The 26731-nt window shown below is 58.7% G+C and carries 22 protein-coding genes and 1 tRNA gene; 10 read left to right on the forward strand and 13 right to left on the reverse strand.

Features of this window, described 5'->3' with window-relative positions; translation table 11 throughout:
• Window positions 1-482 precede the first annotated feature (482 nt).
• The 6 genes from D6850_RS12870 (at window position 483) to D6850_RS12895 (ending at window position 9447) form a co-directional block, all read left to right on the forward strand.
• Entirely contained in the window at window positions 483-1361 is an 879-nt protein-coding gene (locus D6850_RS12870; RefSeq protein WP_245964178.1) for a sce7726 family protein, read from the forward strand.
• Between the two features lie 5 nt (window positions 1362-1366).
• Window positions 1367-2305, forward strand: coding sequence for a sce7725 family protein (locus D6850_RS12875; RefSeq protein ID WP_121167530.1), 939 nt, complete (start codon window positions 1367-1369; stop codon window positions 2303-2305).
• A gap of 104 nt (window positions 2306-2409) precedes the next feature.
• The gene (locus D6850_RS12880) at window positions 2410-3327 is read left to right on the forward strand and encodes an RES family NAD+ phosphorylase (RefSeq protein WP_206019261.1); all 918 of its coding nucleotides are present in this window, start codon (window positions 2410-2412) and stop codon (window positions 3325-3327) included.
• 298 nt (window positions 3328-3625) lie between these two features.
• Window positions 3626-6163, forward strand: a complete 2538-nt coding sequence (locus D6850_RS12885; RefSeq protein ID WP_121167534.1) for a DEAD/DEAH box helicase family protein — start codon at window positions 3626-3628, stop codon at window positions 6161-6163.
• A 12-nt stretch (window positions 6164-6175) separates the two neighbouring features.
• The gene (locus tag D6850_RS12890; protein ID WP_121167536.1) at window positions 6176-8698 is read left to right on the forward strand and encodes an N-6 DNA methylase; all 2523 of its coding nucleotides are present in this window, start codon (window positions 6176-6178) and stop codon (window positions 8696-8698) included.
• Entirely contained in the window at window positions 8698-9447 is a 750-nt protein-coding gene (locus D6850_RS12895) for a hypothetical protein (RefSeq protein ID WP_121167538.1), read from the forward strand. Before D6850_RS12890 ends, D6850_RS12895 begins: the two co-directional genes overlap by 1 nt.
• A gap of 233 nt (window positions 9448-9680) precedes the next feature.
• Here D6850_RS12895 and D6850_RS12900 read toward each other — a convergent pair whose 3' ends face one another.
• From D6850_RS12900 to D6850_RS12945, 10 genes are all read right to left on the reverse strand, one after another.
• Complete coding sequence (locus D6850_RS12900) at window positions 9681-10349, reverse strand: recombinase family protein (protein WP_121167540.1); 669 nt, start codon at window positions 10347-10349, stop codon at window positions 9681-9683.
• A 661-nt stretch (window positions 10350-11010) separates the two neighbouring features.
• Window positions 11011-14028 (reverse strand): primase-helicase family protein, encoded by a 3018-nt coding sequence (locus D6850_RS12905; protein WP_121167542.1) that lies wholly within the window; start codon window positions 14026-14028, stop codon window positions 11011-11013.
• Between the two features lie 88 nt (window positions 14029-14116).
• On the reverse strand, window positions 14117-14311 hold the full coding sequence (locus D6850_RS12910) for a hypothetical protein (RefSeq protein ID WP_121167544.1): 195 nt from the start codon (window positions 14309-14311) through the stop codon (window positions 14117-14119).
• Complete coding sequence (locus D6850_RS12915; RefSeq protein WP_121167546.1) at window positions 14308-14577, reverse strand: hypothetical protein; 270 nt, start codon at window positions 14575-14577, stop codon at window positions 14308-14310. Before D6850_RS12915 ends, D6850_RS12910 begins: the two co-directional genes overlap by 4 nt.
• Window positions 14574-14744 carry a hypothetical protein gene (locus D6850_RS19525; RefSeq protein ID WP_166434067.1) on the reverse strand — a complete coding sequence of 57 codons (171 nt, stop codon included), beginning with the start codon at window positions 14742-14744 and terminating at the stop codon, window positions 14574-14576. Before D6850_RS19525 ends, D6850_RS12915 begins: the two co-directional genes overlap by 4 nt.
• 279 nt (window positions 14745-15023) lie before the next feature.
• The gene (locus D6850_RS12925) at window positions 15024-15359 is read right to left on the reverse strand and encodes a hypothetical protein (protein ID WP_121167550.1); all 336 of its coding nucleotides are present in this window, start codon (window positions 15357-15359) and stop codon (window positions 15024-15026) included.
• A 273-nt stretch (window positions 15360-15632) separates the two neighbouring features.
• Entirely contained in the window at window positions 15633-16106 is a 474-nt protein-coding gene (locus D6850_RS12930; RefSeq protein WP_121167552.1) for a hypothetical protein, read from the reverse strand.
• A gap of 497 nt (window positions 16107-16603) precedes the next feature.
• Window positions 16604-18274, reverse strand: coding sequence for a DUF6538 domain-containing protein (locus D6850_RS12935; RefSeq protein ID WP_121167554.1), 1671 nt, complete (start codon window positions 18272-18274; stop codon window positions 16604-16606).
• 126 nt (window positions 18275-18400) lie between these two features.
• Window positions 18401-18487 (reverse strand) — tRNA-Leu (locus D6850_RS12940).
• Between the two features lie 101 nt (window positions 18488-18588).
• On the reverse strand, window positions 18589-19893 hold the full coding sequence (locus D6850_RS12945; RefSeq protein WP_245964179.1) for a peptidoglycan-binding domain-containing protein: 1305 nt from the start codon (window positions 19891-19893) through the stop codon (window positions 18589-18591).
• Between the two features lie 103 nt (window positions 19894-19996).
• Here D6850_RS12945 and lipB point away from each other — a divergent pair, with 103 nt between their 5' ends.
• Window positions 19997-20692 (forward strand): lipoyl(octanoyl) transferase LipB, encoded by a 696-nt coding sequence (lipB, locus tag D6850_RS12950; protein WP_281272588.1) that lies wholly within the window; start codon window positions 19997-19999, stop codon window positions 20690-20692.
• 55 nt (window positions 20693-20747) lie between these two features.
• On the opposite strand, the gene D6850_RS12955 is transcribed toward lipB, so the two are convergent.
• Window positions 20748-21122, reverse strand: a complete 375-nt coding sequence (locus D6850_RS12955; protein ID WP_147438905.1) for a hypothetical protein — start codon at window positions 21120-21122, stop codon at window positions 20748-20750.
• 307 nt (window positions 21123-21429) lie between these two features.
• Between D6850_RS12955 and ctaD the strand changes: the two genes are divergently transcribed.
• The gene (gene ctaD / locus D6850_RS12960; RefSeq protein ID WP_121167562.1) at window positions 21430-23103 is read left to right on the forward strand and encodes a cytochrome c oxidase subunit I; all 1674 of its coding nucleotides are present in this window, start codon (window positions 21430-21432) and stop codon (window positions 23101-23103) included.
• Window positions 23104-23211: 108 nt separating this feature from the next.
• Window positions 23212-24366, forward strand: a complete 1155-nt coding sequence (locus D6850_RS12965) for a sensor histidine kinase (protein WP_121167564.1) — start codon at window positions 23212-23214, stop codon at window positions 24364-24366.
• Window positions 24367-24384: 18 nt separating this feature from the next.
• Here D6850_RS12965 and D6850_RS12970 read toward each other — a convergent pair whose 3' ends face one another.
• Both D6850_RS12970 and D6850_RS12975 read right to left on the reverse strand, forming a co-directional pair.
• Window positions 24385-25233, reverse strand: a complete 849-nt coding sequence (locus D6850_RS12970; RefSeq protein ID WP_121167566.1) for an urea carboxylase-associated family protein — start codon at window positions 25231-25233, stop codon at window positions 24385-24387.
• Window positions 25226-25447, reverse strand: coding sequence for a hypothetical protein (locus D6850_RS12975; protein WP_121167568.1), 222 nt, complete (start codon window positions 25445-25447; stop codon window positions 25226-25228). Before D6850_RS12975 ends, D6850_RS12970 begins: the two co-directional genes overlap by 8 nt.
• A 197-nt stretch (window positions 25448-25644) precedes the next feature.
• Here D6850_RS12975 and D6850_RS12980 point away from each other — a divergent pair, with 197 nt between their 5' ends.
• Complete coding sequence (locus D6850_RS12980; RefSeq protein ID WP_121167570.1) at window positions 25645-26691, forward strand: rod shape-determining protein; 1047 nt, start codon at window positions 25645-25647, stop codon at window positions 26689-26691.
• Window positions 26692-26731: the final 40 nt, after the last annotated feature.

The raw sequence follows: 26731 nt of genomic DNA on the forward strand, positions 1-26731 counted from the left end.
TTGCGTGAGGTCACGCCGCAAAGCACGCCGCGGCCGCTCTCGTCGTTTCTGCGACACGACTGCCGCTTGCGATGTGATTTTGGGGCAGGCGCGTCACTTCCTTTCAGGAAGTGACTTCGATGGTGCGGTCGAGAAGACTCGATTTTCGACCATCTCCATCGCAGAATTTTTTATCTCACAATTACAATATGTTATGAAGATCAAAGATCGGTAAAAGAGAATTTTGTGCAAAGTACGTGCAAGGTTTGTGCAAAGGATCACCCTCTGTCGCATTCGCAATTATATGTACGGAGTTCGTTTGCGGCGTGAAAGCCGGGAGCCCCGCCAGACCTCACCAGTAGCTCCACCACCCTTGCGCGGGTCTGAATCTGCGGCATACCCGCCACTTGCTTCATCTGGGTGGACATCACGGGTGTTCAGTCTGTCATACATCTGGCACAATGGACCGAAAACAACAGGCGGAGAGACGGATTTCCATGGTCTTGGACAGATCAACACTTGCGGCGACCACACGTCTTTTCTCGTCGGCGGTGTTTCACCAGTTGGCCAAGAAAGGCAAATCTCCGCTTTTCGCTCGCTTGGTTCGGGAGATTGGCAGAGAGCAATTTTCGGAAGCCATATCGGTTTCAGACGTGTTCAACTCAGCATTCAAAGCAATCGACAACCCCGGCAGTCGCGACGAATATGTTTACAAGTCCGCTATTGCAGAAAAAGTGCTCCTTGGTCGCCACAGTCTTCGCACTGCATCCATGCTGACCGAGGTTCGAGTGGAGGGAAACAAGGCAGATGTCGTCGTGCTCAATGGCACTTCTACGGTCTATGAAATCAAGTCCGAGCGCGACAGCCTGACCCGGCTTCCTAGCCAACTTGAGGCATATCGGCGGGCATTTGCATCTGTGAATGTGATCACCTCCGAGGCACATGTGGATAGAGTAAGTGACATTGCTCCGAATGATGTAGGAATTCTTGTCCTAAATCGACGTGGGCAGATTTCAGAGGTACAAGCAGCCACGGTTCGCCCCGAGATTATAAAACCGGCAACGTTGTTCGACGTCTTGCGGATAGAAGAAGCATGTCGAATTCTTGATAGTCTCGGGGTAGATGTGCCTCGCGTTCCCAATACTGAAAGGTTCAGAGTCGTTCGTGAGTTGTTTGTAGAGCAAGAACCGATTGCACTGCATCACGAAGCCGTCGCGGTTCTTAGAAAATCCCGTAGCCAGTATGGGCTGAGAGATTTCTTGGCCAATCTACCTTCTTCCTTGCAAGCGGCGGCGCTTTCCACTCCAATAAGGCGAAGCGATCAACCTAGATTTATTGCAGCGGTTGATACCCCGTTATTGGAAGCAGAGCACTGGGCGTAGTAGCAATGTATCACCCCTACTTTCGTGGAAAGCAATATGAACTGATTACAATCCGGGAGAACGCCGGTCTATTTGCGGAGTCCGGTTTCATTCCAATCATCGAGCCTGTCAAAGAAGCCCTCAATGGTTTGGGCCGCGCGTTAACGGCAGTTGGAGAAGCCGGCGGTAGTGCAGTTGTAATCGTTAATCCTCACCATGGTGATCATGCGGATGACGGCGAACGAATAATTGAGTTCTTGCGCGATGGCCCCATTGAAGAGGTTGATCTTTCTCCCGCTGTTCTTCTTAAGGAACAGTGCACCGTGGAAGAGGCGGTTCGGCTCTGCGGTGAGTTCGAGAACGATCCCGTGACTCTAGTTCACGCTGGATTTGCTAACGGCGCGGCTTTGGCTGATGCGTTGGGCGCGAGGACGCACGATCTGCGACATGTGTTTCTAGAAGATAGTTGTGGTCGATTGTATAGGCGGCATTTTCAGAGTGAAGAAAGGGTCTTGCTGAGGGATGGTTTTGAACGCAGACGCAATCGAGATCACCCACCAACTGAATTTTTTTCTGACCTACATGTGACCTTTGCCGAAGAGGGAATGAGCGGTTTCGGTGACTTTTTGACAGTGGGTGACGATTTCTCTGAAACTGGCGGGCCTGCATATGCAATCGCTATCCATCTTACGTTCGTCGACCCCGCGCAGGACGATGCAATGTTCGTTCGGCATTTCCTATCTGTGCGCCAAGATACGCCAACTGACCCTGCTGGCAAGTTTGCGGAAGCGCTGACCGCAATGATTGAAGTGCTTGACCGTGGTGACTCCTCAATATTGGAATCAAACGCGGTTCAGGAATTCCGGCAACTGCATGTGGATCGTCACTATCCCGGATTGGGATATGTAAAGAAGCTATCCATGCAGCATCACATTGAGACCCTTGCTGATTATTTTGTGGAATAGTCATGCTCTGCTGTGGCAACTGCTTTGGCGACATAGGGCTTCGCGACATTCTCCCCTCGCATTCTTCAAAGCAAGGCAAATGTGACTACTGCGGTTCAGACGGCATGGACCTTGTCGAGCCCGCCAAATTGTTCGACCTGTTCTCTACTGTGACCAATATCTATGCAGAGGCCGAGGATGGGCAGGAGTTAGTCCACTGGTTTCGCGAAGATTGGGCAATGTTTCAGCATTCGCGCATGGATAATTTCCGAGCCAAGGATTTGCTCGCCGAGATACTGAATGATGCCGAAGCTTTGCGAAAAAGATATCGACCCTCTGACAGGTTCAAGAGCAACCGATTGGAGCGATGGAAACAACTGTCAGAAGAGCTTCGAAGCCGAAACCGATATTTTCCCGAGGTTGAAATCGAATTTGAACGCCTCGCGGAACTACTCAAGTTTCTTCGTGCCCCAGACTTCTCGGATAAATGGTATCGCGCGCGAATAAACGCGGGCAGCGCCCCCTATTCCATTGAGAACATGGGGGCTCCGCCAATTGGTGTCGCTTCGCATGGCCGTGCGAATCCGCCGGGCATTCCGTATCTTTACGTTGGCTCGACACCTGAGACTTCAATCGCGGAAATTCGACCTCACACTGGCGAAACAGCGACAGTGGCGGAATTCGAGATTGCCGCGAAAAACTTGGCTTTGGTTGACCTTAGAGAGCCGAAAAAACTGATTTCGCCGTTCTCTCTCGGTGATGAAGACACGATTGGCGCGTTGCGCGGAGACATTGATTTTCTAGAACGGCTCGGAAACGAACTAACCCGCCCGGTTAGGCCGCAAGCAGCGGCGGTTGAGTATGTTCCCAGTCAATACCTTTGCGAATTCATAAAGCGTTCCGGGTGGGACGGTGTGCTGTATTCAAGCTCGGTGAGTGAAGGCGTGAACCTCGCAGTGTTTGACCCGGCCAAAGCTGCACCCAAAGGCGTAACCGTCTGGCGTGTTGACAAGGTAACAGTGGAGGTGACCCGAGAAAATTGACAGGGTGAGTCAATTGAGTTTACGGACGTGGCCCACATTGCGGCTGTCAATCTCCATGAACAACTAATCCAAATCTTACGGGAATTGAACTGCTTCACCCAGCCTTATTGAGTATTTGGTTGGGCATTCGAGTGACTGCGGCCAAAGTCTTTGAAATCGCCTCGGGTGGCATTTGAAGTGATAAAGTTGGTTACATAGGAGCTCGTGGCATCTGTACGCGAATAACCCTTCATCAAACGCTGAAAAACCGATATCCCTACTAAAACCAGTGTATTCCAGCGTGGTTGGAGCTTGAAAGTTGGCTGAGAAAGAAGCGACAGCTCGTATCAAGATCAACCGGCTTCTCGAAAGGGCTGGCTGGCGCTTCTTTGAAGACGTTCACGGGCCTGCCAACGTGGTATTGGAACCGAACGTCAAGCTTACAAGGGAAAAGCTTGACGCACTCGGTGACGATCTCGAAGAAACATCCAATGGATTTGTCGACTTCCTGCTGCTTGACCAAAACGGAAAACCGCTGATCGTCCTTGAGGCCAAGTCGGAGAAGAAGCACCCACTGTCAGCCAAAGAGCAGGCGCGAAAGTACGCACGGTCCCAGAATGCTCGCTTCGTTATCCTTAGCAACGGCAATATCCACTTTCTATGGGACTTGGAGCAAGGCAACCCGACAGTGATCGGCGAGTTTCCCGGTCCGACTGAAATCGGCAACCACTACACCTTCGAGCCAAACGCAGAGCGGCTCGCCGCAGAGCGTGTAGGATTTGACTACATCGCCCTGACGCAGATGCCGGGGTACGCGGCTGAGGCTGGCTGGAGGGTCGAGGCCGAGCGTACTGCGTTCATCGAAAAGAACAAGCTCCGGTTCCTGCGCGGATACCAAAAGCGTGCCATTGAGCGCGTCCAAGAAGACGCTACGACGGGCGCGACACGTTTTCTTTTTGAAATGGCAACAGGCACCGGCAAGACGCTAACCTCTGCGGCCCTGATCAAGCTTTTCCTGAAAACCCGCAATGCCAAGCGGGTGCTATTTCTTGTCGACCGTCTCGAATTGGAGACACAGGCAGACAAAGCGTTTAAAGGCTATCTAAAAAACGATTTCACATCGGTCATATACAAAGAAAAACGGGATGACTGGCGCAAGGCAGATATTGTAGTGACGACCGTCCAATCGCTACTGTTCAACGATAAATATCGCCGCCTCTTTTCGCCGACCGACTTCGATCTCGTTATATCAGACGAGGCCCACCGTTCGATTGGCGGCAATGCCCGAGCTGTTTTCGAGTATTTCATAGGCTACAAGCTTGGCCTGACGGCCACGCCAAGGGACTACCTCAAAAAATCCGGCAGCCAGAAATCTGAACGCGATCCGCGCGAACTCGAACGACGGATGTTGCTGGATACATATCGCACGTTTGGTTGTGAATCTGGTGATCCGACCTACCGTTACTCGTTGCTAGATGGCGTAAAGGAAGGCTTCCTGATCAACCCATTTGTCGTCGACGCACGTACCAGTGTCACAACACAGCTCCTTTCTGATGAGGGGTTCGTTGTTGAAGCGACCGACCACGAAGGCAACGAGACAAAAGAGGCTTTTGCTGGCCGAGACTTTGAGAAGCGCTTCTTTTCTGAGGCCACGAACCAGACCCTGTGCAAGACGCTACTGCAACATGGCTTGCGCGATCCGATCTCCGGCGAATTCGGCAAAACTATAGCTTTCGCCGTGAGCCAGAACCACGCAGCAAAGATTGTCCAGATATTGAACGAGATGGCGGATCAGCTCTGGCCCGGTCGCTACAACTCCGATTTCGCGATGCAGGTGACGAGCGATGTGTCGGATGCACAGCAAATGACGATCAACTTCGCCAACAATAACTTGGGCGGTCATAGCAGTTTTGTGGAGAACTACCGGACATGCCGGACCCGCGTCTGCGTAACCGTTGGTATGATGACAACCGGCTATGATTGCCCTGACATTCTCAATCTTGCTTTGATGCGACCGATCTTCTCTCCCTCGGACTTCGTTCAGGTAAAGGGCCGAGGAACACGTAAGCACAACTTCGTCGAGGACATGTTCGATCCGACCAAAAAGAACGCCCTTGGACGGGTCGAGAAGGAGACCTTCCGACTGTTCGATTTCTTCGCAAACTGCGAGTATTTCGAAGAGAAATTCGAGTATGACGAGGAACTTAAACTCCCGCCGCCCGGCACCATGCCACTAGAAACGGGTGGCGGTGGAGGTGGCGGCATCACCGGTATTCCCGCATACGAACATTTCGACCCCGACGAACTGGTTTCGCAAGTTGAAACACAGATCGGCGAAGAGGGCATGCGGATCGACCGTGAGTTGTTCGGAAAGTTCGAGGATACGGCGAAAGCTGATGATAAGCTGAGAGAGCTGGTAGATCAGCAAAATTGGGAAGCCGCGACCCGCCATGTGATCGAAGAAATCTTCGACAAGCCCAACGAATATTTCACGCTAGAAAAGCTGCGAAAGGCTGCTGGCGTCGACCGCCGCCTGTCTGTGCGCGAGCTGGTTGAGAAGGCCTTCGGGTTTATCCCAAAATTCAAAAGCAAGTCGGAACTGATCGAAGACGAGTTCCAGAAATTCCTTGTCGACCAGCAACCCGAGGAAGCGGATCGAATCCGAGAAATCCGATATTTTTTCGAAACTTACCTCAGCGACGCCCATGTCCGCGCCAAGATCGACGCTGGCCATTTTGCCGATCTGAATGTAAACCCAACGTTCACGACGCGGGACCTCAAGGAGGTGCCACAGAAGTGGCGCTCACGCATACCCGAATACATCAAGGATTACGTGTCCCTGAACCCATTCCTGTGACGAAAGAAGACGATGCTCGACTCTAAGACAAAACGCCGTATCGACACCTGTCGCGACATCCTCGTCGGCAAGGTGCCGGACCCGAAGAGCCAAGTCGAACAGATCACAGTCGCCCTCATCTACAAGTTCATGGACGACATGGACCTTGAAGCCGAAGAGCTGGGCGGACAACGTCGCTATTTCACCGAGGAGTTTGAGCGCTATCGATGGGCCAAGCTGGTGGCCCCCGGCGTGTCCGGGCAGGATATGCTCAACACCTATTCCGAGGCGCTGACCAAGATGGTCGAGAACGAGCGTCTGCCCGCTTTGTTCCGGCAAATCTTCCGAAACGCTTTTCTGCCCTATCGCGACCCCGAGACGTTACGCTCTTTCCTGCGTGAGATCGACACCTTCACCTATGACCACAGCGAGCGTCTTGGTGACGCTTTCGAATACCTTCTGTCCGTACTGGGTAGCCAAGGCGATGCGGGTCAGTTCCGCACGCCCCGTCACATCATCGACTTCATGGTCGAGATCATCGACCCGAAGAAAGACGAAGTGATCCTCGACCCGGCCTGCGGGACGGCAGGCTTTCTGATCTCCGCCTACAAGCACATACTAAAGAAGAACTCGACCGAAGTCGCGAACGGCAACGGCGAGCGAGATGGCCAAGATGTCGCCGAGCAGACACTGGAAAGCCCCCTGCGCTTCCCCGGGGACCTGCTGACGCAGGATGATCGCAAGCGCCTCGCTCAAAATATCATAGGCTATGATATTTCGCCCGACATGGTGCGCCTCAGCCTCGTGAACCTCTACCTGCACGGTTTCCCTGACCCGAAGATCGAGGAATACGATACGCTGACAAGCGAGGACAAATGGACCGAGATGGCGGATGTCATCCTCGCCAACCCGCCCTTCATGTCACCGAAAGGCGGGATCAAACCGCACACCAAGTTTCAGGTGCAGTCAAAGCGTAGCGAAGTTCTGTTTGTCGACTACATCGCCGAGCACCTGACCCCGAATGGCCGCGCCGCGATTGTCGTGCCCGAGGGGATCATCTTTCAAAGCCAGAGCGCCTATGTGTCCCTGCGCAAGATGCTGGTGGAAAACCACCTCGCCGCCGTGATCTCGCTGCCAGCGGGGGTATTCAACCCCTATTCGGGCGTAAAGACCTCGATCCTGATCCTTGACCGCGCAGTGGCCAAGGCGAGCAAGCATGTTGCTTTCTTCAAGATCGAAAACGACGGTTTCCAGCTTGGCGCACAACGCAAGGCGCAGAAGGGATCACAGCTTCCGAAGGTGAAGGGCGAGTTGACCGCATGGATGCAGGTCGCGCGGGGCGGGGCTGGTGAGCAGTTGGAGAGCGTTTTCGGTTACTCCGTCGAACGTGAAGTCATCGGGGAAGACGGCGAGTTTAACCTGAGTGGCGAAAGATACAGACCGGAGAATGACGATCAATTCGAAATCCCGCGCGTGCCTATTGGAGAGATTTGCACCCTGAACCCGCCGAAGCGCGAGGTGCGCGATCTTCCCGGCGACACTCTGGTTTCGTTTGTTCCGATGGCTGACTTGCGCGAGTGGGATATCTCGTTCTGTCCATCCGAAGCCAAAGCGCTTGGTGAAATAGGGAACAGCTACACCTACTTCGCAGATAATGATGTCTTGCTTGCTAAAGTCACACCTTGCTTCGAAAATGGGAAAGCGGGGATCGCCAAGGACCTTGATAACGGCATCGGATTTGGGTCGAGCGAGTTCTATGTGCTGCGCTCGGGTGAGCAGGTCTTGCCTGAATGGGTTTATCGTTGTGTGACGCACGAAGCGTTTCGTGCTCAGGCTATACCGCAGATGACGGGCACAGGCGGACTGCAGCGTGTGCCGAGAGCGTTCGTGGAACGTTTCAAAATCCCCCTGCCGCCGCTTGAGGTGCAGCGGGAGATTGTGGCCGAGATCGAGGGCTATCAGCGCGTCATCGACGGTGCCCGCGCCGTCATCGCCAACTACCGCCCCCACATCCCGATTGATCCTGAGTGGGGCAGCGACAAACTAAAGAACCTGATCGACACGGTGACACCTCCGCTCAAACTCCAGACAGAAGACTACAAGTCAGAAGGTGAAATCCCGATCATCGACCAGTCGAAAGAGCTTATAGCCGCTTGGACAAACGAGGTTCAGGGCGCAATCCAACCCGGCGCTGGGCTGGTTATTTTTGGAGATCACACCTGCGTCGTGAAGTTCGTTGATCAGCCATTCGTGCAAGGCGCTGACGGCATCAAGATTTTGAAAGCAAAGGATGGCGTGTTGCCCCGGTACCTTGCCTACTACCTCCGGGCGCACCCGCTACCGCAAGATGGGTACCGCCGCCACTTCTCAAAGCTCAAGGAGTGGGACATCCGACTACCGTCGCCAAATGAACAAGCTGCAATCGTTCAGGAGCTAGATGCCGAACAGGCCATAGTCGATGGCAACCGCGAACTGATCACCCGGTTTGAAAAGAAGATCGAAGCCGCTATCGCCCGTGTCTGGGGCGAGGCCAAGGCAGATGACGAGGCGGCCTGATGGAAGAGGCGCTGGAATTGGGTGAATATCTGCCTCAGTCTTTCGCTGCGGCGCATGAACAGTCCTACCTCGATTTCCTCTGGTCGGCCTTTCGAACCAACTACGAAGCGGAGCGCTACGAGTTCGCCAGCCTCGCCTTCCACCTTCTTTACATGAGCTTTGTCAGCTTTTCGATCTGGCAAATCAGGCTTGCCCGCCCGAAACAGTTCCAGATGGCCATGGTCGGCTTCCGGAACGAGGACGAGAAGGGGCTGATGGACTGCGAAAGCCCTTTCAAGTTCTACGACGCCCTCAAGGAAAGTCAGATTTTCAGGTTCCTCAAGCTAATCGGCTGCACGAACCATCAGGTCGGCGAGTTCGCCAAGTTCGTACGGCGGCGCAACCGCATTGCCCACCCGACCGGCAGCGTGTTCTTCAACGACCGCGCGGCCCTCGATAAGGAAATCACAGAGATGATGCGCGAGGTGCGCAATATCGAGGCGCACATGCAGCCGGTGATCCTTGAGCTATACCGGAGTTTCCTTATCAGCAGCTCAGATGAAGAAGAGCGCGAATACACTGACCCCGAGGATGAAGTTACAGTGAACTTCGTTCACGCGAATTACATGTCAGCGGCGGACCTCTTCGTCTGCAAGGACTTTGCGATTGAGGAACTAGAAGGTGAAGAGCTTTTCGAAGGGGTTGGTGTCCTGCATGAAACGTTGAAATCCACATACTTTGGCGAAGATGAAGGAACCGCCGTAGCGTAGATGAACCTGAGTTTTCAGCGCACTTGGATTGGCTGCAACTTTTTTCCGCGAGTTGCTCCAGTTAATGGGTACAGGTACAGAACTGGAAACACGCCCCCTCCCCATCCCCCCCAAAGGGGCCCCAGATGTTGCTTCTGGCGAGGGAAAGGGTACGCCATATAGACTAGAATTGCCAAAACAGGCAAAGCAGCAATGTCGCGAATAAAAGAGCAAATGGATCGAACCGCATGCTCTTACATCCCCCAACGTTCTAAAGCGGCCTCTGCAGCCTCTGGTTCGTCACGGATGCGTAGGACCGCTTGGCGGGATAGATTGGTCTCACGGGCGATTGCGCTGACCGTGTGAGCCTTCTTCTCCAACATGGATTGTACCGCGTCGAAGGTCTGTCGATCAAAGCTGGGCTTCTTGCCCCTGTATTTCCGGGCCGCATCGGCTGATGCCTTCGCGTGGGCGATACCGGCCCGCCGTGCCTCCTTCTTTGCAGTGGCGTCAGCTTCCGCCAGCGCGGCCATGAAACCGAGGATCGCATTGCGTGAGGCTTTCTGCGTCGGGTCGGATAATTTGTAGTCAGCCTCAAACCTCATACCATTGATGACAGTGCAAACGGCCACGCCCCTTTTGTTGAAGGTCTCTATTACCTGTTTCACGTCTTCATAGTCGCGTCCCAGTCTGTCGACCCATCGCACGAGAAGCGTATCCCCCGGCTGCAAGAGATCATAAAGCCTGCGGCCTTGGTCGCGTTCCTTGAGCTGCGTCGATACGCCGGAAACACCGTGATCGGCAATGACATGCTGGTCTTCGATGTGGAAACCGGCCTCTCTCGCTTGCGCGAGCTGGTGTTCGCTGGTCTGTTCGGCTGTAGACACGCGTATGTAGAGCACAGTCTTTGGGGTTGGAGTCATTTTCTGGCCTCATGTGTCCGTAAGGGTTATGTCCTTTTATACATGTGTCCGATGATGATTCGCAACCCTTACGGACACCATTTTCAAGGCACTGCGGATTGTCCGCAGGGGTATACCCGTGCGGACACGCAATGAAAGGCCACCGGTATTGTGGAGTTGCACTAGTGGAACCGGGAGTTGCATAGCTGGCAAAGCGCAAGCGGGTGGGCAAGAAGCTTTATTCTTCTAGACGGAAGCAGCTTCACGCAATGTTTCTGGCTGCAACAAAATGAGAGTTGCTCAAGAGGGGAACGACGGGCGCTGAAGTGAGAAATTATTGTGGTAATAAATTTTTTGGATAACCCCCTAACCCCCTGCCACCCCCCAGTCCTTCGGGGGAGCGGTGGCCATTGTTTTTTTTGGGCGAAGGGCTCTGCCCCCGGATCCCCAAGGAATCTTACTTGAATTGAAAAGAAGAAGGACACACACACTTAGCCCAGCCCATCCGGTATAGCAGGTGGTGTGTGTGTCCGGCCCCTAATCTCCAGAGGGTACTGAAATCTTGGGGTTTCGGGGGGAGACGCTTTCGTCCAGCTATAGTTCAGAAGAACGCCCCCAATTCGCCGGTTGCGCGCTGGGGGCATAGGAGGCAATCCCCGCTGACGCGGGGGACCAATGCAACTCACTCGCCCCGCATGACCTGATCCACGTTGCACCCCAACACCTCGGGCGGGAAATGCCACCAGCGCGAGTTGGGCGAACTGCCAACCTTGCCCTGCTTCTCGATCAGGTCCATGCCGAAGAGCCGCTTGACCATCCCCGGAACGTTTGAGTCTTCGGCATTATTCTTATTGCCGTGCTTTCCGATGAAGTCTTTGAACGCGGCCATAGGCACACGAAGGCCGGGGTGTCCCTTCTCCGCATCTTCGGTGAAGGTTTCCGGAAGTCCGTTGACGTTCAGCGTGACCTCACCGGCGCGCAGCACATCCAACAGCTTCCGCTGGGCCGCACGCATCGAGTTGTATCCCATCATACGCCGTTCCGGGGTCTCAGGAGCCGTGCGCACGTCTGCCCAAGTAAACCCGGCTGCCGCCGGGTTGTACCGTTCCAGATAGGCCACCAGCATGGCCATTTCCTCGCCTTCAATCGCGGCGGTCAGGTCCGCAAAGAATTCTGAATTGTCCTTTTCTTCGGAATTGAAAAGCAGCACGTAATACCGCCGTTCCGATCCGTTCAGTTCGATCAGGACCGGCACCGCCTCATTCGAGTCGAAATAGAACCGGGTGAATGACGGCATGATAATGAGGCTGTAGCCCTTAACCTCCACCGGAATCGTGGTCGAGTCGAGCATGGACTTCAGGGCGCTGGAAACCTTCGGATTGGCTCCGAATACCGCCTCGTTGACCTGTACCAGCACACACTTGCTAATGTGCTCACCTGCGAACTGCCCGGTCACATGCGCCTCATTCTCAAGCTGCTTGAAATGCGGTGCAGCAAGCTTCGACAGGAGCGCCCCGAAGCGTCCCTTGCCGATACCCCCAGCGCCAATTCCGATAATCCCCGTCCCCGGTTTCTCACCGGGGCACTGGACAAGATGAGCCATCCAGAGCAACAGCCATGCAAGCTTTTCCTCGCTGCCGTCACACACGATCCGCAACAGGAAATCATGCAGGACAGGGAAGTCGCGCTTGTCGCCGTGCTGGCCCGGAATGCCCTTGAGCTTCCGGCCCTGATACATGTTGAAGTCGTTTGCACCCGGCACCGTGGGCGGCGGGGCAAACACAAGCCCGCTCTTGCGCTTGGCGGTTTCAAGGAAAGTCTGCGCCGGGTTCACCAGCTTGTCGCCTTCCATGATCTGCCGATCAAGATGCAGGTGCAGGAAGTCATCCTTGCGGTAGACAGAAATCGTCGAGTCGAACTCGGAACTGAAGGCGTTCAGGTCCGGCTTGCGGACGATACGGAATGATCCGCCCAGATCAACGGGCGCAAAACGGTGACCAAGGGTTGCCAGCGCCGTTTCCATGTCATCACCCAGCGGCTCTGCCGGGTCGAGACTGACATTGTCCGGCTCACCTTCCAGAGCGTCTGCATAGGCCGCTTGGCGTTCTTCGGCCTTCTCAGCCGCATACGCGGCCTTCTCCGCGTCCAGCATTTCCCGCCCGCGCTTCTCCGCGCGCTTACGTCCGTTGGCGTCGAGATGCGCCTTTACCAACTCGCCCCACTTGGCGACGGCCTTGCCGCCTTCACCCGCCTTGCAGATACCGGCATAGATCGCGGCGAAGTGCTCAGCGCCTGCGCTAGCAGGCAATGCCTTGAACGCGCGTCCCACGGCGGCGGGGGTCTTGAGCCAATCAATCCTGATTTCTTCATCCAAGTAGTCCGCGCGGTCTACCGTGACCGCCTCGCCATCCACATCGGACGGGTAGAACAGCGGGTTGCACAAGAGCGCCGAAAATGACTCGCCGTCCGGCAGGTCCGTCTGTTCTTCAATCAGGCGGAGGAAATCGCAGGTATACAGGCCCGAACAATGATCGTGGTGGCAGTAGATAATCGCCGTTTCGTCTGCGCTCTCACCCGCAGCCGCCCAAGCCATATCCTCGCCAGACGTATGCGCACCCGCGTTCGGGCAAAGAATATCGACGCCGCGCCCCGCGTCACCGCGAACATCCCAGCCGATCATTTCCAAAAAGGCAGGAAGGTCAAAATACTCGCCATGATCGCTGGCCCACGCCAGAAGGTCGAACCCATCCGACAGAAAAGCAGGTTCGCCCTGTACGCCACGATTGCCCCCCTTTGCGCCTGACGGCGCGCGACGGGTGTACTTGGCAACATCACCGGCGGGCATGTCATCCGGCACCAACCCACGGCCCGCGAGAATGTAATGCTTGAACTCTGCACCCTCGGGGCGTGCCGGGGCGTGCATCATCTGCGAAGGAAGCGCACCCCGCGAGTCGATCTCGCCACCCTCGGGAATGAGCAATTCAAGGAATCCGAAATAGCGGCTCTTCCATTCGCCCAAGCGCGTTTCCCATGCGTTCGGGTCATCATCGCGATTGCCCAACTCGAAAGGCTCGCCCAGCGGAATGATGATGCGGAAGCGGTCACTTCCGGGTCCGCCCTTGGTGGTATGGGAATGGGTCGTGTAGATCACCGCGAACAGGCCCAGTTCCCGCAGGCGCGGGATTACCTGTTCAACCGTGCAGCCGCCGTCAATATCGGCTGAGACGGCGCGGACATTCAGAATCTTCTTTTCAAGCTTGTAGCAGAATTCTACACCATTCCGGCGCTTACGCGCCCGCTGGCCCTCGGCGAAGAACAACGCGTTTCCGCCCTTGGTGGCCTGTTCGGGGTGGCGGGAAAGGAAGTTAGTGAGGGTTTCTGCCCACGTCTGTTCATGGCGCTCCCAATTGCTGCCAAACGTGCGGGGTGCGGTGTCGGTCGTACCGACAATCACCTGAGTATCCAAGAGCGCCTTACATTCCGGCGCATCAAGATCGCCGATCACCGTTGCGTCGGCGATGCGCGTCAGCGCAGGACGGGTGAACTGGATCACGTTACCTTCGCGGTGATGATCGTACATCCACAGGGGCGGTTCGGACCGGTCCGGGGAATCGTTCGGCGGATTGTCCCGCAGAATGCGCGCGAACTGGTAGATGCCCAGCCCCGCCTTTTCGAAGTTTTCTGCTACGTGCTTTGCCACTGTCTGTTTCTCCTATAAAGTCAAAGTTTCATTGCTTCGGTTCCTTTCCGTTGGTTGGCAGGCCCGCGTGACGCGGGCCTTCACCAGCTCATGCAATTGCCCAGCACGCCCCCATCGCCTTCAGCATTTCGGACGTGCTCTGCCGGGGATGCCCGGACTCTTCCAGTTCGCTGATAAGGGCGTACATCAACCCGACAACCGGCATGGGGTCTTCGCCGTCCCAGTCGATTGCCACAAGCGCGGTGCGCGCCGCCTGTACCGTGGTTTCGGTAGTATCCATCATGCCGCCTCCTCAAAATTCTCCGCGAAGCGTGCTTCGTCCACCCACTCACGGAATGGGCGACCGGCAATCATCGCAATTTCCTCTGCCAGTATCGCAACGGCAGGGCCATTTTCATGCAGCCCAGATCGGTCCAGAGCGGCCTGCATGCGCGCGATCAGGTCCTTAACCATCACGAGGCGCAAGTGGTGGACATCCCCGGTGGCAACAGCCGCATTCCAATCACGTACTTCGGCGTAGCAATCTTCGTACATTTCGTCCTGAATCATGCCGCCACCTCGCTTTCGCCGGTCAGTTCCGCCACCTTCAAGGCCAGCCGCTTCAGTTCTCGCCGCGTTCCGACCGTTTCCCGACGCAGGGCAGTTCGGGACATGAGGTCAGTCAGAAGAATAAGCGCCGTCTCGCGGTCACTATCGTCAAAGTTGATTACGTTCATTTTCTCGCCTCCTGTGTTTTGTTGCGACAGGGGCAATATAGACACCTGATTGTCAGGAGTCATATATCTGAAAACAAAAGGTTTTAGCACATTTCAGGCCGGAAACATTTGCGAGCAGCCTTTCAGCTTGAAGCTGATTTTTCCCATCGCGAATGGGGTTTTATATTACCTCTATTCTGCTTCAAGCTGACTTTCGACCCCTCAATTGCCCCCGAACTGGAAACAAATGGCTGTTACCCGCCCGCAACACCTTCCACGGGCGCGCTGGGAAATGTCACATCACGCCGCCCGCGACGCCCCATCTTCAATGGGCCGGTAGGTGTCGAGAATCGTTTCGCAGATCGAGTCCAGCGTCTCCCAGTCGGTTACCTTGGTAAGCGGGTGCGCCCCCTTGCCGACGATCCACTCACCATCTCCGGCAGGCACCCATCCCGTCCGCAGAAGCACGCGGCGAGCGAGACGGCTATCGTCATCACAACAGCGCGCGGCGAACTCGGCGAAACAAACGCGGAAACCGTCGGTCTGGTATCGCTTTAAGCGGTGGGTGATGTTGCCCAACAACATAGCAAGCTCAGAGGCCAGAAGCTTCTCGGCGGGTGTGTCTTCGATGGTCATATTTCTATTTCTCCATAGCAGGTGTTTTGTGGTGATCTGACACAGGCGACGGCGGAACTCTTTCGCGAACCCTGCGCTGCGGGTGCCGCCGCCTGTTCTTCCGGAGCGCAGGACGTTCGGCCCTATCCGCCGAGTTCGTCTTCAAGGCGGGCCGCAATGGCGCGCTCAATAGCACCGCAGCTCTGCCGAAAGGTCTCATAGTCTGGACAGGCCAGCCGCGCGGCGTGCCAGAGCTGACAGCGCCGCCAATACCGCGTCAGTGCAAGTCGAGTGTCAGACAGTTCCATGCCCATAACCCTTAGCGATTTCGTGCTCGAAGCGCTGGGCGACCTGTTCTGATACGTAACAGTCCAGCTTGCCCTCATCCCGCGCCATTGCCATCTTTCGAGCGCGGGGAATTTCAGCCAAAACCTCATTCTTCAAGCGCTCGCGCAGGTCTTCGTCAGATGCTGCCAACGAGCGCTGCGACAATTCGCAAGCACTCACCGCGTCGCGCGCCCAGCGCGCCCAACTGCCTGCGTCCGAAGGCAGTTCTGCCACCGTGGCACCTTCAAGATGTGCAAGCACTTCCGGGCGCAAGATCACCTCCCGAACCAGCTTCTCTGCCATCATGGGCGAGAGGCGATTTCCGTACTCCCGCGCCAGCGACAGCGCCAAATTCTGCCTGACGTTTTCGAGCTTTTCAGCCTGCGGCTGCGTAAGGCCGCGCTCCAGATTTTCGATGCGATTCAAGTCGTAGGTGCCCATGAGTAGTTTCCCTTTTCAAAAAGTGAGCGAATGTAGAAAGTGTCGGTGAATCCTGCGTCTTTGACGCGAGGAAGGACCACATTGATTTCGTAGAGCTTCTCCCTGCCTCCGCCGTTCGCGCTGGGTGAAGCAAATGCGCAGGGAAGTGGATAAGGTCGGTTAAGAAGACGTCGCGCGGCATGATACGAGATGCCGAGTGCTTCTCCGACCTGACTCGTACTGAGCATGTCAGGCCTCATATATTGTTGGTGAGAGAAAGCGCCCCGGCGCTTTGGACAGCATCCCCGATGCTGGCCTCTGCACATATGATACCACAGGAACGATGTCCGACCAAATCTGAGCGGTCAAACGGTCCATGCCATTTGCAATGCTATTTGCGTGATGCGGCTTGTCCTGCCTTGGGACGAAAAAGGCCAGCCGTCAGGGCGGGGCAGTGTGTTAATTGGTCTGGTGAGTGCCCGCAGACGCAAATCTCCGCCGGTCAGTGGGCGACTACGTCAATGCATTACCTTGATCTTTGCCAATTCAGCCGCCAGCACCTTGATAGAAAAGCCATGCCCGTATCGGCGTTCGGTTCCGTCCAGAATGCGCTCACCTGTCTCCGTGTCCCGTCCCGCCAACGCAAGGCGATGCTCATACGCAATCATGGGCGACCCGTCTTCGCCGGTGTTCCGGGCAAGGTCGGTCCACCCATGTCGAAAGCTATGAAAGCCGATCCGGTTACCCTTCATACCAAGGCGGCGCTTCAGTTCTGTATCGCGGAAGCGGGAACCGTAGTTGGTGCCGTAGCGACCATCCCGATCCGGCAGTATATCATGCAACGCTCCCGAATGCCGTTCCGCTTCCATGAAAAGGACACCCGCCCCCGCCTGCCGACGGCGTTCGACAAAAGAATTCAGACCAAGTTCCAGCAACTTTGGATGCAGCGGGATAATTCTATAGCTGTTTTCCGTCTTTACCGATTTGTCTCCCCCGCCCTCAATATCATCGGTCACGCCAACGCATGCGTAACCTTCCTCCGTAGTGAAGTCCGCAACGTGAAGCTGACACACTTCCTCCAACCGCATCCCGTGATGCGCCCCGATAAGTGGTGCCCAGAAATCGACTGTGCTCGGGTCCCGCCGCGCGCGAACATGCGCAATGATTGCATTCATTTCATCCCGGCTGAATGAGTACGGTTTGCGCGCACGGCGCGCTCCAACCGTTTGTTTCGCGACCGTAGCGACATACCTGTCCCAAGGGTTGGGTGCCGGGCGTTTTCCTTCCCGCACCGCATAGGCCATCAGCGCTTTTAGAAGGGTCAAGTTTTGGTCACGCGTTCGAGGGTCCGCGCGGGGTAGCCCTTCTGCGTCAGCGGCGCGCACAGCATCCCAGAAAGCCAAGGGCCGGATGTCTTTACGAGACGAAACAGGCAGCTTGAGAAAATCCCGGCTGAAACTCGAAAGATGTGCGACCTCCATATCAGCAACCGGCAGGTCCCCGTGATATTCGATGAAACGCCGCACGGCATATTCGTACTGACGGCGCGTCTTGTTCTGGCGTGCTGCTGTGTGCACGTAACCCTTGGCTTCACAGAATTGCTCCATGAGAGAACGCAGGCCCGTAACTGCGTCAGCCGTTGGTTCGATCACATCGGCGGCGGTCAGGGCGTCCCGCAGAGCCTTGCCCTTCCTCTCGTCCAAATTGATGTCCGCGACGTCCCGAACCTCTTCACGCTCGCGGTGGTCAGGATCGTATTCCTCACCCATGTCATCCTTGAGCGCGTAGTCAGCTCCGAGACCGGCTTTCTGAAACGCTGCGAGAGTCTCATGCGTACGCATAGCCGCGCCCGCGCCCCAGACCCCGCCCGCCTTTTGGACTAGCTGCCTCTGGTCCGCCGGAAGTGCCTTCACGTTCCGGGCAATGTCACTTTCTAGCCGATCTTGCTCTTTGGGCGACAGGTCCCCGAACACCTTTGCGCGCTCGGACACCGAGTCCAGCTTTGCCGCGAGTTCATCCAGCTCTGCGAGCATCGCGCGCGCCAGTTGCTTTGCCTTGTCAGGGTCTTTCGTGTGCATCGACCCGCGCTTGAATTCGGGTAGCCCGTAGGCCTCAACGAGTCGCTTGGGGATGCGCTTATAGTAATGCCACGTCTTCCCAATGAGCTTCGCGCCTTCGATTTTCTCCACCGGTCAAACCCCTTTTGTGCAAAGTTTGTGCAAAGCTTGTGCAAAGAAACTGGGGCAGCACTTTGGCGGAAACCCCTGTTTTTCAGGAATTTCTTATACATCAAGGGGATAGAGGGTTCAAATTTTTGGTGCGGTCGAGAAGACTCGAACTTCCACGGGTGTTACCCCACAGCGACCTCAACGCTGCGCGTCTACCAATTCCGCCACGACCGCACGTGATCAAGGTAGGCCCGCGCCGTATAAGCAACCTGACCGGACTTGTGAAGGGGCAAAAACCATTGCCCCTTCGGTTTCTCTCGCCAACCGCGGCCCGCTTATTCGAGCTTGAAGGTCGGCAGGGTCGCGGCCGGCTGAACCGTTGCCGAATCATCCGTGGCGTTCGCGCCTTGCGACGGGAACGCCGCCTTGCGAATCAGGCTTGTGCGGCCGGTGTTTCCGGGGGCGAAGACCGGCTCGGCGCCCCGCTCGACCGCTTCGATCGCACCTTTGTACCAGGCCAGCGCCAGGTCCGAGCGTCGCGTCGTGCCGATGCCCTCGTTCAGGTGATGGCCGATCAACTCCGCGTAAACCTCTTCTCCCAGCGCCGTCAGCAACAAAGCCGAGCCCAGCGCCACGTTCATGTCGTCGATCCGGTATCCGACCGACAGACAGATCTTGGCCGTCCCCGCCAACTGCGCGGGCGATTGTCCCGATTGAAGCACGAAATCGCGCACCTCGCCGACGACTTCATCCTTGGGGCTGAGCGACAGGGCCGCGACGTAATCGTTCATCGCCGGGCCAAAGGCGCGGCACTGTTCCTCGATCTGCGCCGAGGTCACCCCCTGCAGGCTCGCGATCGTGCTCTCGCCCTCGGCAATCGCATAGGTCCGCGCCAGGCAGAACTGTTCGTTCAACGCAAAGCGCGCATCCGTCAGCGACGCTTCGGTCACGAAACCGCCGTTGGAATTCGTCAGCAGGCTGATCTGGTTGCAATGCGAGGCGAGCGACGGGCCTTCCTCGCCCCCGGCCATGAGATTGGGCAACGCCGCCAGCCCGGCCTTGGGCTTTTCGACCTGCGCGTCTTCCGGGATCGCCGCCAGGACCGGCGATTGTCCCGCCGGGGCGGGCGCAGGGGCGGCCGCATAGGTCTGCGGCGCGCCCATCGCCTCATCGCGATAGGCGTGCAGCAACCCGCGTGCGCCCTGCCCGCGCTGCGCGATCAGCTGCGCCGTGGCCGCGCCGCTGCTTTGCGCGCGGTAGTAGGCGCTGATCAGGAACTGGCGCTCGTACTCGGCCAGACGGCCGGTCACCGGATAGCCCATATGGGCCTGGAACTGGGATGTCGCGTTGCGCGTGTTGCGCCCGCGCACTCCGTCGGGCGCGCCCGCGGGAAAGCCGAAATAATTGAGCGCCGATTGTTCTTCCCTCACCTGCTGGCGGGCAACCGAATTGACCGGGGCGCGATAGGTCTTGCGCGTCGCTCTTCGCGTCGCCCGCTTGCGTTCACGCGCCTTGGCGCTTTCGTTCACGATGACCCCGCTCACGGCGCCGCCGACAAGACCGCCGACCAGACCATCGGCGAAGTCCGCCTTCGCCGGCGCGCCGGGCAGCGCGAACATGCTGGCCGCCACGGCGCTCATGACAAATCTCTTTGTAATCATTCTCCATCTCCCCTAGTCAGGTGCAGCATCCATCGCCGACAGTATAGCACATTCTTCGCCTCCCATAGCATAGAGTCGAGCCTTGCCGTTCACGACGCCATTTGCAATTGATGAAAACGGTGTGGAATGGCGCCGCTCCGAGGGGTTGACGCCCTATCCCCGCGCCGTCGCCGCGATGGAAGAGCACGCCGAACGCGTCGCGTCAGGCGACGCCCCCGAGATGATCTGGCTGCTCGAGCATCCGCCGCTCTACACCGCGGGAACGTCGGCCAGACCGGCCGATCTGACCGATCCGCACCGCTTTCCGGTGCACGAGGCGCGGCGCGGCGGGCAATACACCTATCACGGGCCGGGCCAGCGGGTCGTCTACGTCATGCTCGACGTGGGCGCGCGGGGGCGCGACGTGCGGCGATTCGTGCAGCAGCTCGAAAGCTGGGTGATCGCCGCGCTCGATCGCTTCAACGTCCGGGGGAAGCTGCGAGAGGGCCGCGTCGGCGTTTGGGTGCAGCGCCCCGACAGGCCGCGCGGCCCAGACGGCGCCATGGCCGAGGACAAGATCGCCGCGATCGGCATCCGCCTGCGCAAATGGGTCAGCTTCCACGGCATTTCCATCAACGTGGAGCCGGACCTCGAGCATTTCAGCGGCATCGTGCCGTGCGGAATCACCGGCCACGGCGTAACCAGCCTCGTCGATCTCGGCCTGCCGGTGACGATGGACGATGTCGACCTCGCCCTGCGCGACACCTTCGACGGCGTATTCGGCGCCCCGGACGCGTAAAGGCCCGGCGCGCGCGCCGGGCCTCGATAATCATCTCCGAACCTTCAGGCCGGCGTCACTCGGTTTTTTCGGTCGGGTGATGGGCCACTTCCGAGACCATCTTGTCCATGTCGGACGAACAGTTCTCGACGATCCGCTTCATCATCATGTCGTCGTCGCCGCGCGCCTCGTCCTGGGCGTTCTCGCGGCCGCCCGATCCTTCGATGTCGGTGGCGTCGCCAGTGGTCTCGGCCTGCACCTCGGCCTCGGTGGTTTCGCGCTCGGCTTCCGGGCCTGCCATGGCGCCGACATAGGCGGTCTGGTCGGCTTCGCTCATCTTCATGAAATCGCCGCAGCTCATGTCGTCGTCCATGGCGAATGCGCCTTGCGCCGTGAGGGTCGCGATGCCGAGAACGGCGACGCCGATGCGGGTTGTCTTCATACGTGTCATTCTGAATGTTTCCTTACATGTTGTTGCGGCGTCTTCGGGCGGCCGGTGTCATGCGGCCCTGCCCTGTCGCCATTGGGTCTGCAACGCCGTCCGGCCCGGCGCGTTCCGCGCGCCCCGAAGAATTCGTCTTTGGCTCGTTCACGATCCCGTGTGCGGCCGCCGCGTTCCAAGGCGGGGGGCAAATAATATCCATGAAACGCGGACTATGACATTGCCGAGGCTCGACACTCCGATTAAAACCCTCGTGGAGTATGGGCGCGTGCCGTGGGCATTCGCGGCCCCGGACGTAGTTTTCAGGGAGGCACCTATGGCGGACGCAGCCATTCACGGCCATGACCACCATGACGAGCGTGGTTTCTTCACCCGCTGGTTCATGTCCACGAACCACAAAGATATCGGCATTCTCTACCTGGTCGTCTCGGCGTTCGTCGGGCTGATCTCGGTGTTGTTCACCGTTTACATGCGGCTCGAACTGATGGAGCCGGGGGTACAGTACATGTGCCTCGAAGGCGCGCGCTTCATCGCCGACAGCGCCGCGCCCTGCACGCCCAACGGGCACCTGTGGAACGTGATGATCACCTATCACGGCATCCTGATGATGTTCTTCGTGGTGATCCCGGCGCTCTTCGGGGGGTTTGGCAACTATATCATGCCGCTGCAACTCGGCGCGCCGGACATGGCGTTCCCGCGGCTCAACAACCTCAGCTTCTGGCTCTACGTCGCCGGCACGTCGCTCGGGATCGCCTCGCTGTTTGCGCCAGGCGGCAACGCGCAGGCCGGCTCGGGCGTGGGCTGGGTGCTCTACCCGCCGCTGTCGACGACCGAGGCCGGGATCTCGATGGACCTGGCGATCTTTGCGGTGCACGTCTCGGGCGCCAGCTCGATCCTGGGATCGATCAACATGATCACGACATTCCTCAACATGCGCGCGCCGGGCATGACGCTGTTCAAGGTGCCGCTGTTCGCGTGGTCGATCTTCGTCACCGCATGGATGATCCTGCTGGCGCTGCCGGTGCTGGCGGGGGCGATCACCATGCTGCTGACCGACCGCAACTTCGGCACCACCTTCTTCGATCCCGCCGGCGGGGGCGACCCGGTGCTCTATCAGCACATCCTGTGGTTCTTCGGCCACCCGGAAGTTTACATCATCATCCTGCCCGGCTTCGGCATCATCAGCCACGTGATCGCGACCTTCGCGCGCAAGCCGATCTTCGGCTACCTGCCGATGGTCTGGGCGCTGATCGCGATCGGCGCGCTCGGCTTCATCGTCTGGGCGCACCACATGTATACGGTGGGGATGTCGCTGACCCAGCAGAGCTACTTCATGCTGGCCACGATGGTGATCGCCGTGCCCACGGGCGTGAAGGTGTTCAGCTGGATCGCGACCATGTGGAGCGGGTCGATCGAGTTCCGCACGCCGATGCTCTGGGCGTTCGGATTCCTGTTCCTCTTCACCGTGGGCGGCGTCACCGGCGTCGTTCTGGCGCAGGCCGGGCTCGACCGGGCGTATCACGACACCTACTACGTCGTGGCGCATTTCCACTACGTGATGAGCCTCGGCGCTATCTTCGCGATCTTCGCCGGCGTCTATTTCTACATCGGCAAGATCACCGGGCGGCAATATCCCGAATGGGCCGGCAAGCTGCATTTCTGGGTGATGTTCATCGGGGCGAACCTGACGTTCTTCCCGCAGCACTTCCTGGGCCGCCAGGGCATGCCGCGCCGCTACATCGACTACCCCGAGGCGTTCGCGTTCTGGAACTGGTGGTCGTCGGTCGGCGCGTTCCTGAGCTTCGCCAGCTTCGTGTTCTTCTTCGGGATCGTGTTCTACACGCTGTTCCGCGGGGCAAGGGTCACCGAGAACAACTACTGGAACGAATACGCGGACACGCTGGAATGGACGGTTTCCAGCCCGCCGCCGGAGCACACCTTCGAAGTCCTGCCCAAGCAGGAGGAATGGGACAAGCACCCGGCGCACTGACCGTTTCGGCGACGCGACAGAATGAAGGCCCCGGAACGCTCCGGGGCCTTTTCTTGCGGTGCGATATGCGCCAACGTAGCCGTTGACCGATCATTCAAAAGCTGAAAAATGCGCATCGACGCCAAAGCGGCGGTGATACGAGAAGGGCGGCAAGTGGAAGCACTGAAACACCCGATGCAGCAGGAACGGCTCCGGGCGCTCCGGAGCTACGACATCCTCGACACTGCGCGCGAGTCGGATTTCGACGATATCGCGACACTGGCGTCACAGATTTGCGGCACGCCGATATCGGTGGTCAATCTCATTGACGCCGACCGGCAATGGTTCAAGGCCGAGACCGGGCTCGGGGTGCGCGAGACGCCACTCGACACCTCGATCTGTTCGCATGTCATTCTCGAAGACGCATTCGTCGAAATTCCCGACACGCTCGCGGATCCGCGCATGGTCGACAATCCGCTGTGCACCGGAGAACCCGGGCTGCGGTTCTACGCCGGCGCGCAACTCATCTCGGAGGACGGGCTGCCGCTGGGCACGCTCTGCGTGTTGGATTACCAGCCACGCAGCCTGACGCCGCTCCAGCGCGAGACGCTTCGCGTATTGGCTCGACAGGTCGTGGCGCAGCTTGAGATGCGCAAGGCCCTGAAGGCCAATACTCTGCTGCGCCAGGAGGTCGATCACCGGGTCACGAATTCGCTGCAATCGCTCGGCTCGCTCGTCGGCATCCAGAAGAGGCGCGCGAAATCCGAGGAAACGCAGTCGGCGCTTGCCTCCGTCGCCTCGCGGATCGAGGCCGTGGCGCAACTGCACGCGCTTCTCTATCGCACGGATAGCGGCCCGGTCATCAACGTCAGGCAATACGTGCCGGCGTTGACCGACCACCTTTCGGCGGTCGCGCCGCAAAACGTGACGGTCTCGGCGGATGTCGGTGATTTCTCCGTCCTTTCGACCGAGGCCGTCGCGCTTGGCACGCTTATCAACGAATTCGTGTCCAACGCGTTCAAACACGCCTTCCCCGATGATCGGCCCGGCGAAGTCAACATCCGGATCGTTGCGGGAAGCGCGCCGAACAGCCTGCGCGTGACCTGCAGCGACAACGGCGTCGGGCTGCCCGAACAGGCCGAACCGGATACCGGCGGGCTGGGCTTGCTGATCGCGCAGGTGCTCAGCGCGGAACTGGACACCACGCTTGAGGTGGACTCGACTGACGATGGCCTGTCCCTCAGCATCGAGTTCGTCACCGATCATCCACAGTCTCGGGCGTAATAGCAGGGCGGTGTCCTTTCACCCACCGCGCCCGTGGCCGCGGTCATAAGCGTTGGGCGCCGGGCTGCGCCATCCGTCCAGCGCACCGGGCTGCGGCGCGAACACCTCGACCAGCAGCGGATAGCATTCCGCCACGTCGCTGGTGTGCTCGGCCGAACAATCCCCGCCGGGACAGGCGCTGAGCGCGCCCAGCAGGTCGATCTCGGCGAAGAACTCGATGTAGTCGCCGGGGCGCACCGGGCTCGCCTTCATGAAATACTGCCCGGAGTCGCGGGTGAACCCGGTGCACATGAAGACGTTGAGCACGTCATGCACATGTCCCTCCGCCGCGGAGAGCGGCAGGCCGGTTTCGTCGGCCAGCGCGCGGGTCAGGTTGGAATGGCAGCAATGGTGATACTGCGCGCCCCGCAGCAGGTTGCCGGTGTAGGGATCGCAGCGCGTGCCGATCAGGTCATGCACAGAGCCGCCGAACGCGTCGAACCCGTACCAGCCAAGCGTATCCTCCGTCACCGTCGCCATCGGGCGCAGATGCGGAAGGCTCGACCACATCCGCTCGCCGCGCTTCAGATGCGTGCCGTGCAGCGCGCGGGTCTTGCCGGAATAGAACCGCTCGCCCAGGTCCTGCGCGTTCCACAGGTTCAGATCCCCCACCTGCGGCCCCTCCACGCTGGTGATGCGAAAGAACTGCCCCGCCTCCACGCCAAAGCAGCCCGCATCCCGCGGCGCGACGCGCCGCTCGCCAACCTTCATAGCCCCGGCCCGCGCCCTCGCGTAAAGCGCGAGATCGGGAACGGGAAGCGTCTCGTTCGGGTAGCAGATCACCGGCTTGATCGCGCGGCGGGCGTCGGCGTCGGCAGGTTCATTCATCGCGGTCTCGCTTTCCCGATGTTTCGGCCAGGCAATCGCGGGGCGGTTTGCCGGTGGTGGTGAAGGTCTCGGCCCCGCAGGCCATGCAATGATAATACCGCGCGCCGCCCTCGTCACGCGTGCGGTCCTCGCGCCAGCGGCAGTACCGCGTGCGCCGGTTGGAAAACACGAGGATCAGAACGAAGGCCAGCAGCAGGCCGACAACGATGATCATGGGCGCGGCCCCCTTTCAGCCAGCCCTTCCGCTCTATCCCCCGCGCGCGGCGCCCTCAAGCGACCCACCGGCAGTTTGATGCTTACACGATAAAAACAGCCCCTTTATCCGCCCCGGCGCCCACTCTATAAGGGCGGCGGTCCGCCAAGGCGTTTCGCGGGCCCCAAATGCGTTTCACGACAGGAACCCTGACCGCCATGTCGATACTGAGCAGAATCCCCGGCCTCTTCACCTCGGACATGGCCATCGACCTCGGCACGGCGAACACGCTGGTCTATGTCAAGGGGCGCGGCGTCATCCTGTCGGAACCCTCGGTCGTCGCCTACCACATCAAGGACGGCGTGCGAAAGGTGCTGGCCGTGGGCGAGGACGCCAAGCTGATGCTGGGCCGCACCCCCGGTTCGATCCAGGCGATCCGGCCCATGCGTGAAGGCGTGATCGCGGATTTCGACACCGCCGAGGCGATGATCAAGCATTTCATCCGCAAGGTGCACAAGCGCAGCACGTTTTCCAAGCCCAAGATCATCGTCTGCGTGCCCCACGGCGCCACCCCGGTGGAGAAACGCGCGATTCGCCAGTCGGTGCTCTCGGCCGGCGCGCGCCGCGCCGGCCTGATCGCCGAACCCATCGCGGCGGCCATCGGCGCGGGCATGCCGATCACCGACCCCACCGGCAGCATGGTCGTCGACATCGGCGGCGGCACGACCGAGGTGGCGGTGCTGAGCCTCGGCGACATCGTCTATGCCCGCTCGGTCCGCGTCGGCGGCGACCGCATGGACGAGGCGATCATCAACTACCTGCGCCGCCAGCAGAATCTTCTCGTCGGGGATTCCACGGCCGAGCGCATCAAGACCTCGATCGGCACCGCGCGCATGCCCGATGACGGCCGCGGCTCGTCCATGCAGATCCGCGGCCGCGACCTGCTGAACGGCGTGCCCAAGGAAATCGAGGTCAGCCAGGCGCAGATCGCCGAGGCGCTGGCCGAACCCGTGCAACAAATCTGCGAGGCGGTGATGACCGCGCTCGAAGCGACGCCGCCGGACCTCGCCGCCGACATCGTCGATCGGGGCGTGATGCTGACCGGGGGCGGCGCGCTGCTGGGCGATCTCGACCTCGCGCTGCGCGAACAGACCGGCCTTGCAGTGAGCATCGCGGACGAGAGCCTGAACTGCGTGGCGCTCGGCACCGGCAAGGCGCTGGAATTCGAGAAACAGCTGCGCCACGCCATAGACTACGACAGCTAGGCGCGCCGCCGCCAATCGCGGGAATGTGCGCTCGGGGGTG

Source organism: Roseovarius spongiae (assembly GCF_003651245.1).
Taxonomy (GTDB): domain Bacteria; phylum Pseudomonadota; class Alphaproteobacteria; order Rhodobacterales; family Rhodobacteraceae; genus Roseovarius; species Roseovarius spongiae.

Bases quoted from the DNA above. Each gene is read 5' to 3' on its own strand.
- D6850_RS12875 (WP_121167530.1), top strand. From the start codon at position 1,367: ATGTATCACCCCTACTTTCGTGGAAAGCAATATGAACTGATTACAATC.
- D6850_RS12880 (WP_206019261.1), top strand. From the start codon at position 2,410: ATGGACCTTGTCGAGCCCGCCAAATTGTTCGACCTGTTCTCTACTGTG.
- D6850_RS12890 (WP_121167536.1), top strand. From the start codon at position 6,176: ATGCTCGACTCTAAGACAAAACGCCGTATCGACACCTGTCGCGACATC.
- D6850_RS12895 (WP_121167538.1), top strand. From the start codon at position 8,698: ATGGAAGAGGCGCTGGAATTGGGTGAATATCTGCCTCAGTCTTTCGCT.
- D6850_RS12900 (WP_121167540.1), bottom strand. From the start codon at position 10,349: ATGACTCCAACCCCAAAGACTGTGCTCTACATACGCGTGTCTACAGCC.
- D6850_RS12910 (WP_121167544.1), bottom strand. From the start codon at position 14,311: ATGATGGATACTACCGAAACCACGGTACAGGCGGCGCGCACCGCGCTT.
- D6850_RS12915 (WP_121167546.1), bottom strand. From the start codon at position 14,577: ATGATTCAGGACGAAATGTACGAAGATTGCTACGCCGAAGTACGTGAT.
- D6850_RS19525 (WP_166434067.1), bottom strand. From the start codon at position 14,744: ATGAACGTAATCAACTTTGACGATAGTGACCGCGAGACGGCGCTTATT.
- D6850_RS12925 (WP_121167550.1), bottom strand. From the start codon at position 15,359: ATGACCATCGAAGACACACCCGCCGAGAAGCTTCTGGCCTCTGAGCTT.
- D6850_RS12930 (WP_121167552.1), bottom strand. From the start codon at position 16,106: ATGGGCACCTACGACTTGAATCGCATCGAAAATCTGGAGCGCGGCCTT.
- D6850_RS12945 (WP_245964179.1), bottom strand. From the start codon at position 19,893: ATGAGCGCCGTGGCGGCCAGCATGTTCGCGCTGCCCGGCGCGCCGGCG.
- D6850_RS12955 (WP_147438905.1), bottom strand. From the start codon at position 21,122: ATGACACGTATGAAGACAACCCGCATCGGCGTCGCCGTTCTCGGCATC.
- ctaD (WP_121167562.1), top strand. From the start codon at position 21,430: ATGGCGGACGCAGCCATTCACGGCCATGACCACCATGACGAGCGTGGT.
- D6850_RS12965 (WP_121167564.1), top strand. From the start codon at position 23,212: ATGCGCATCGACGCCAAAGCGGCGGTGATACGAGAAGGGCGGCAAGTG.
- D6850_RS12970 (WP_121167566.1), bottom strand. From the start codon at position 25,233: ATGAATGAACCTGCCGACGCCGACGCCCGCCGCGCGATCAAGCCGGTG.
- D6850_RS12975 (WP_121167568.1), bottom strand. From the start codon at position 25,447: ATGATCATCGTTGTCGGCCTGCTGCTGGCCTTCGTTCTGATCCTCGTG.
- D6850_RS12980 (WP_121167570.1), top strand. From the start codon at position 25,645: ATGTCGATACTGAGCAGAATCCCCGGCCTCTTCACCTCGGACATGGCC.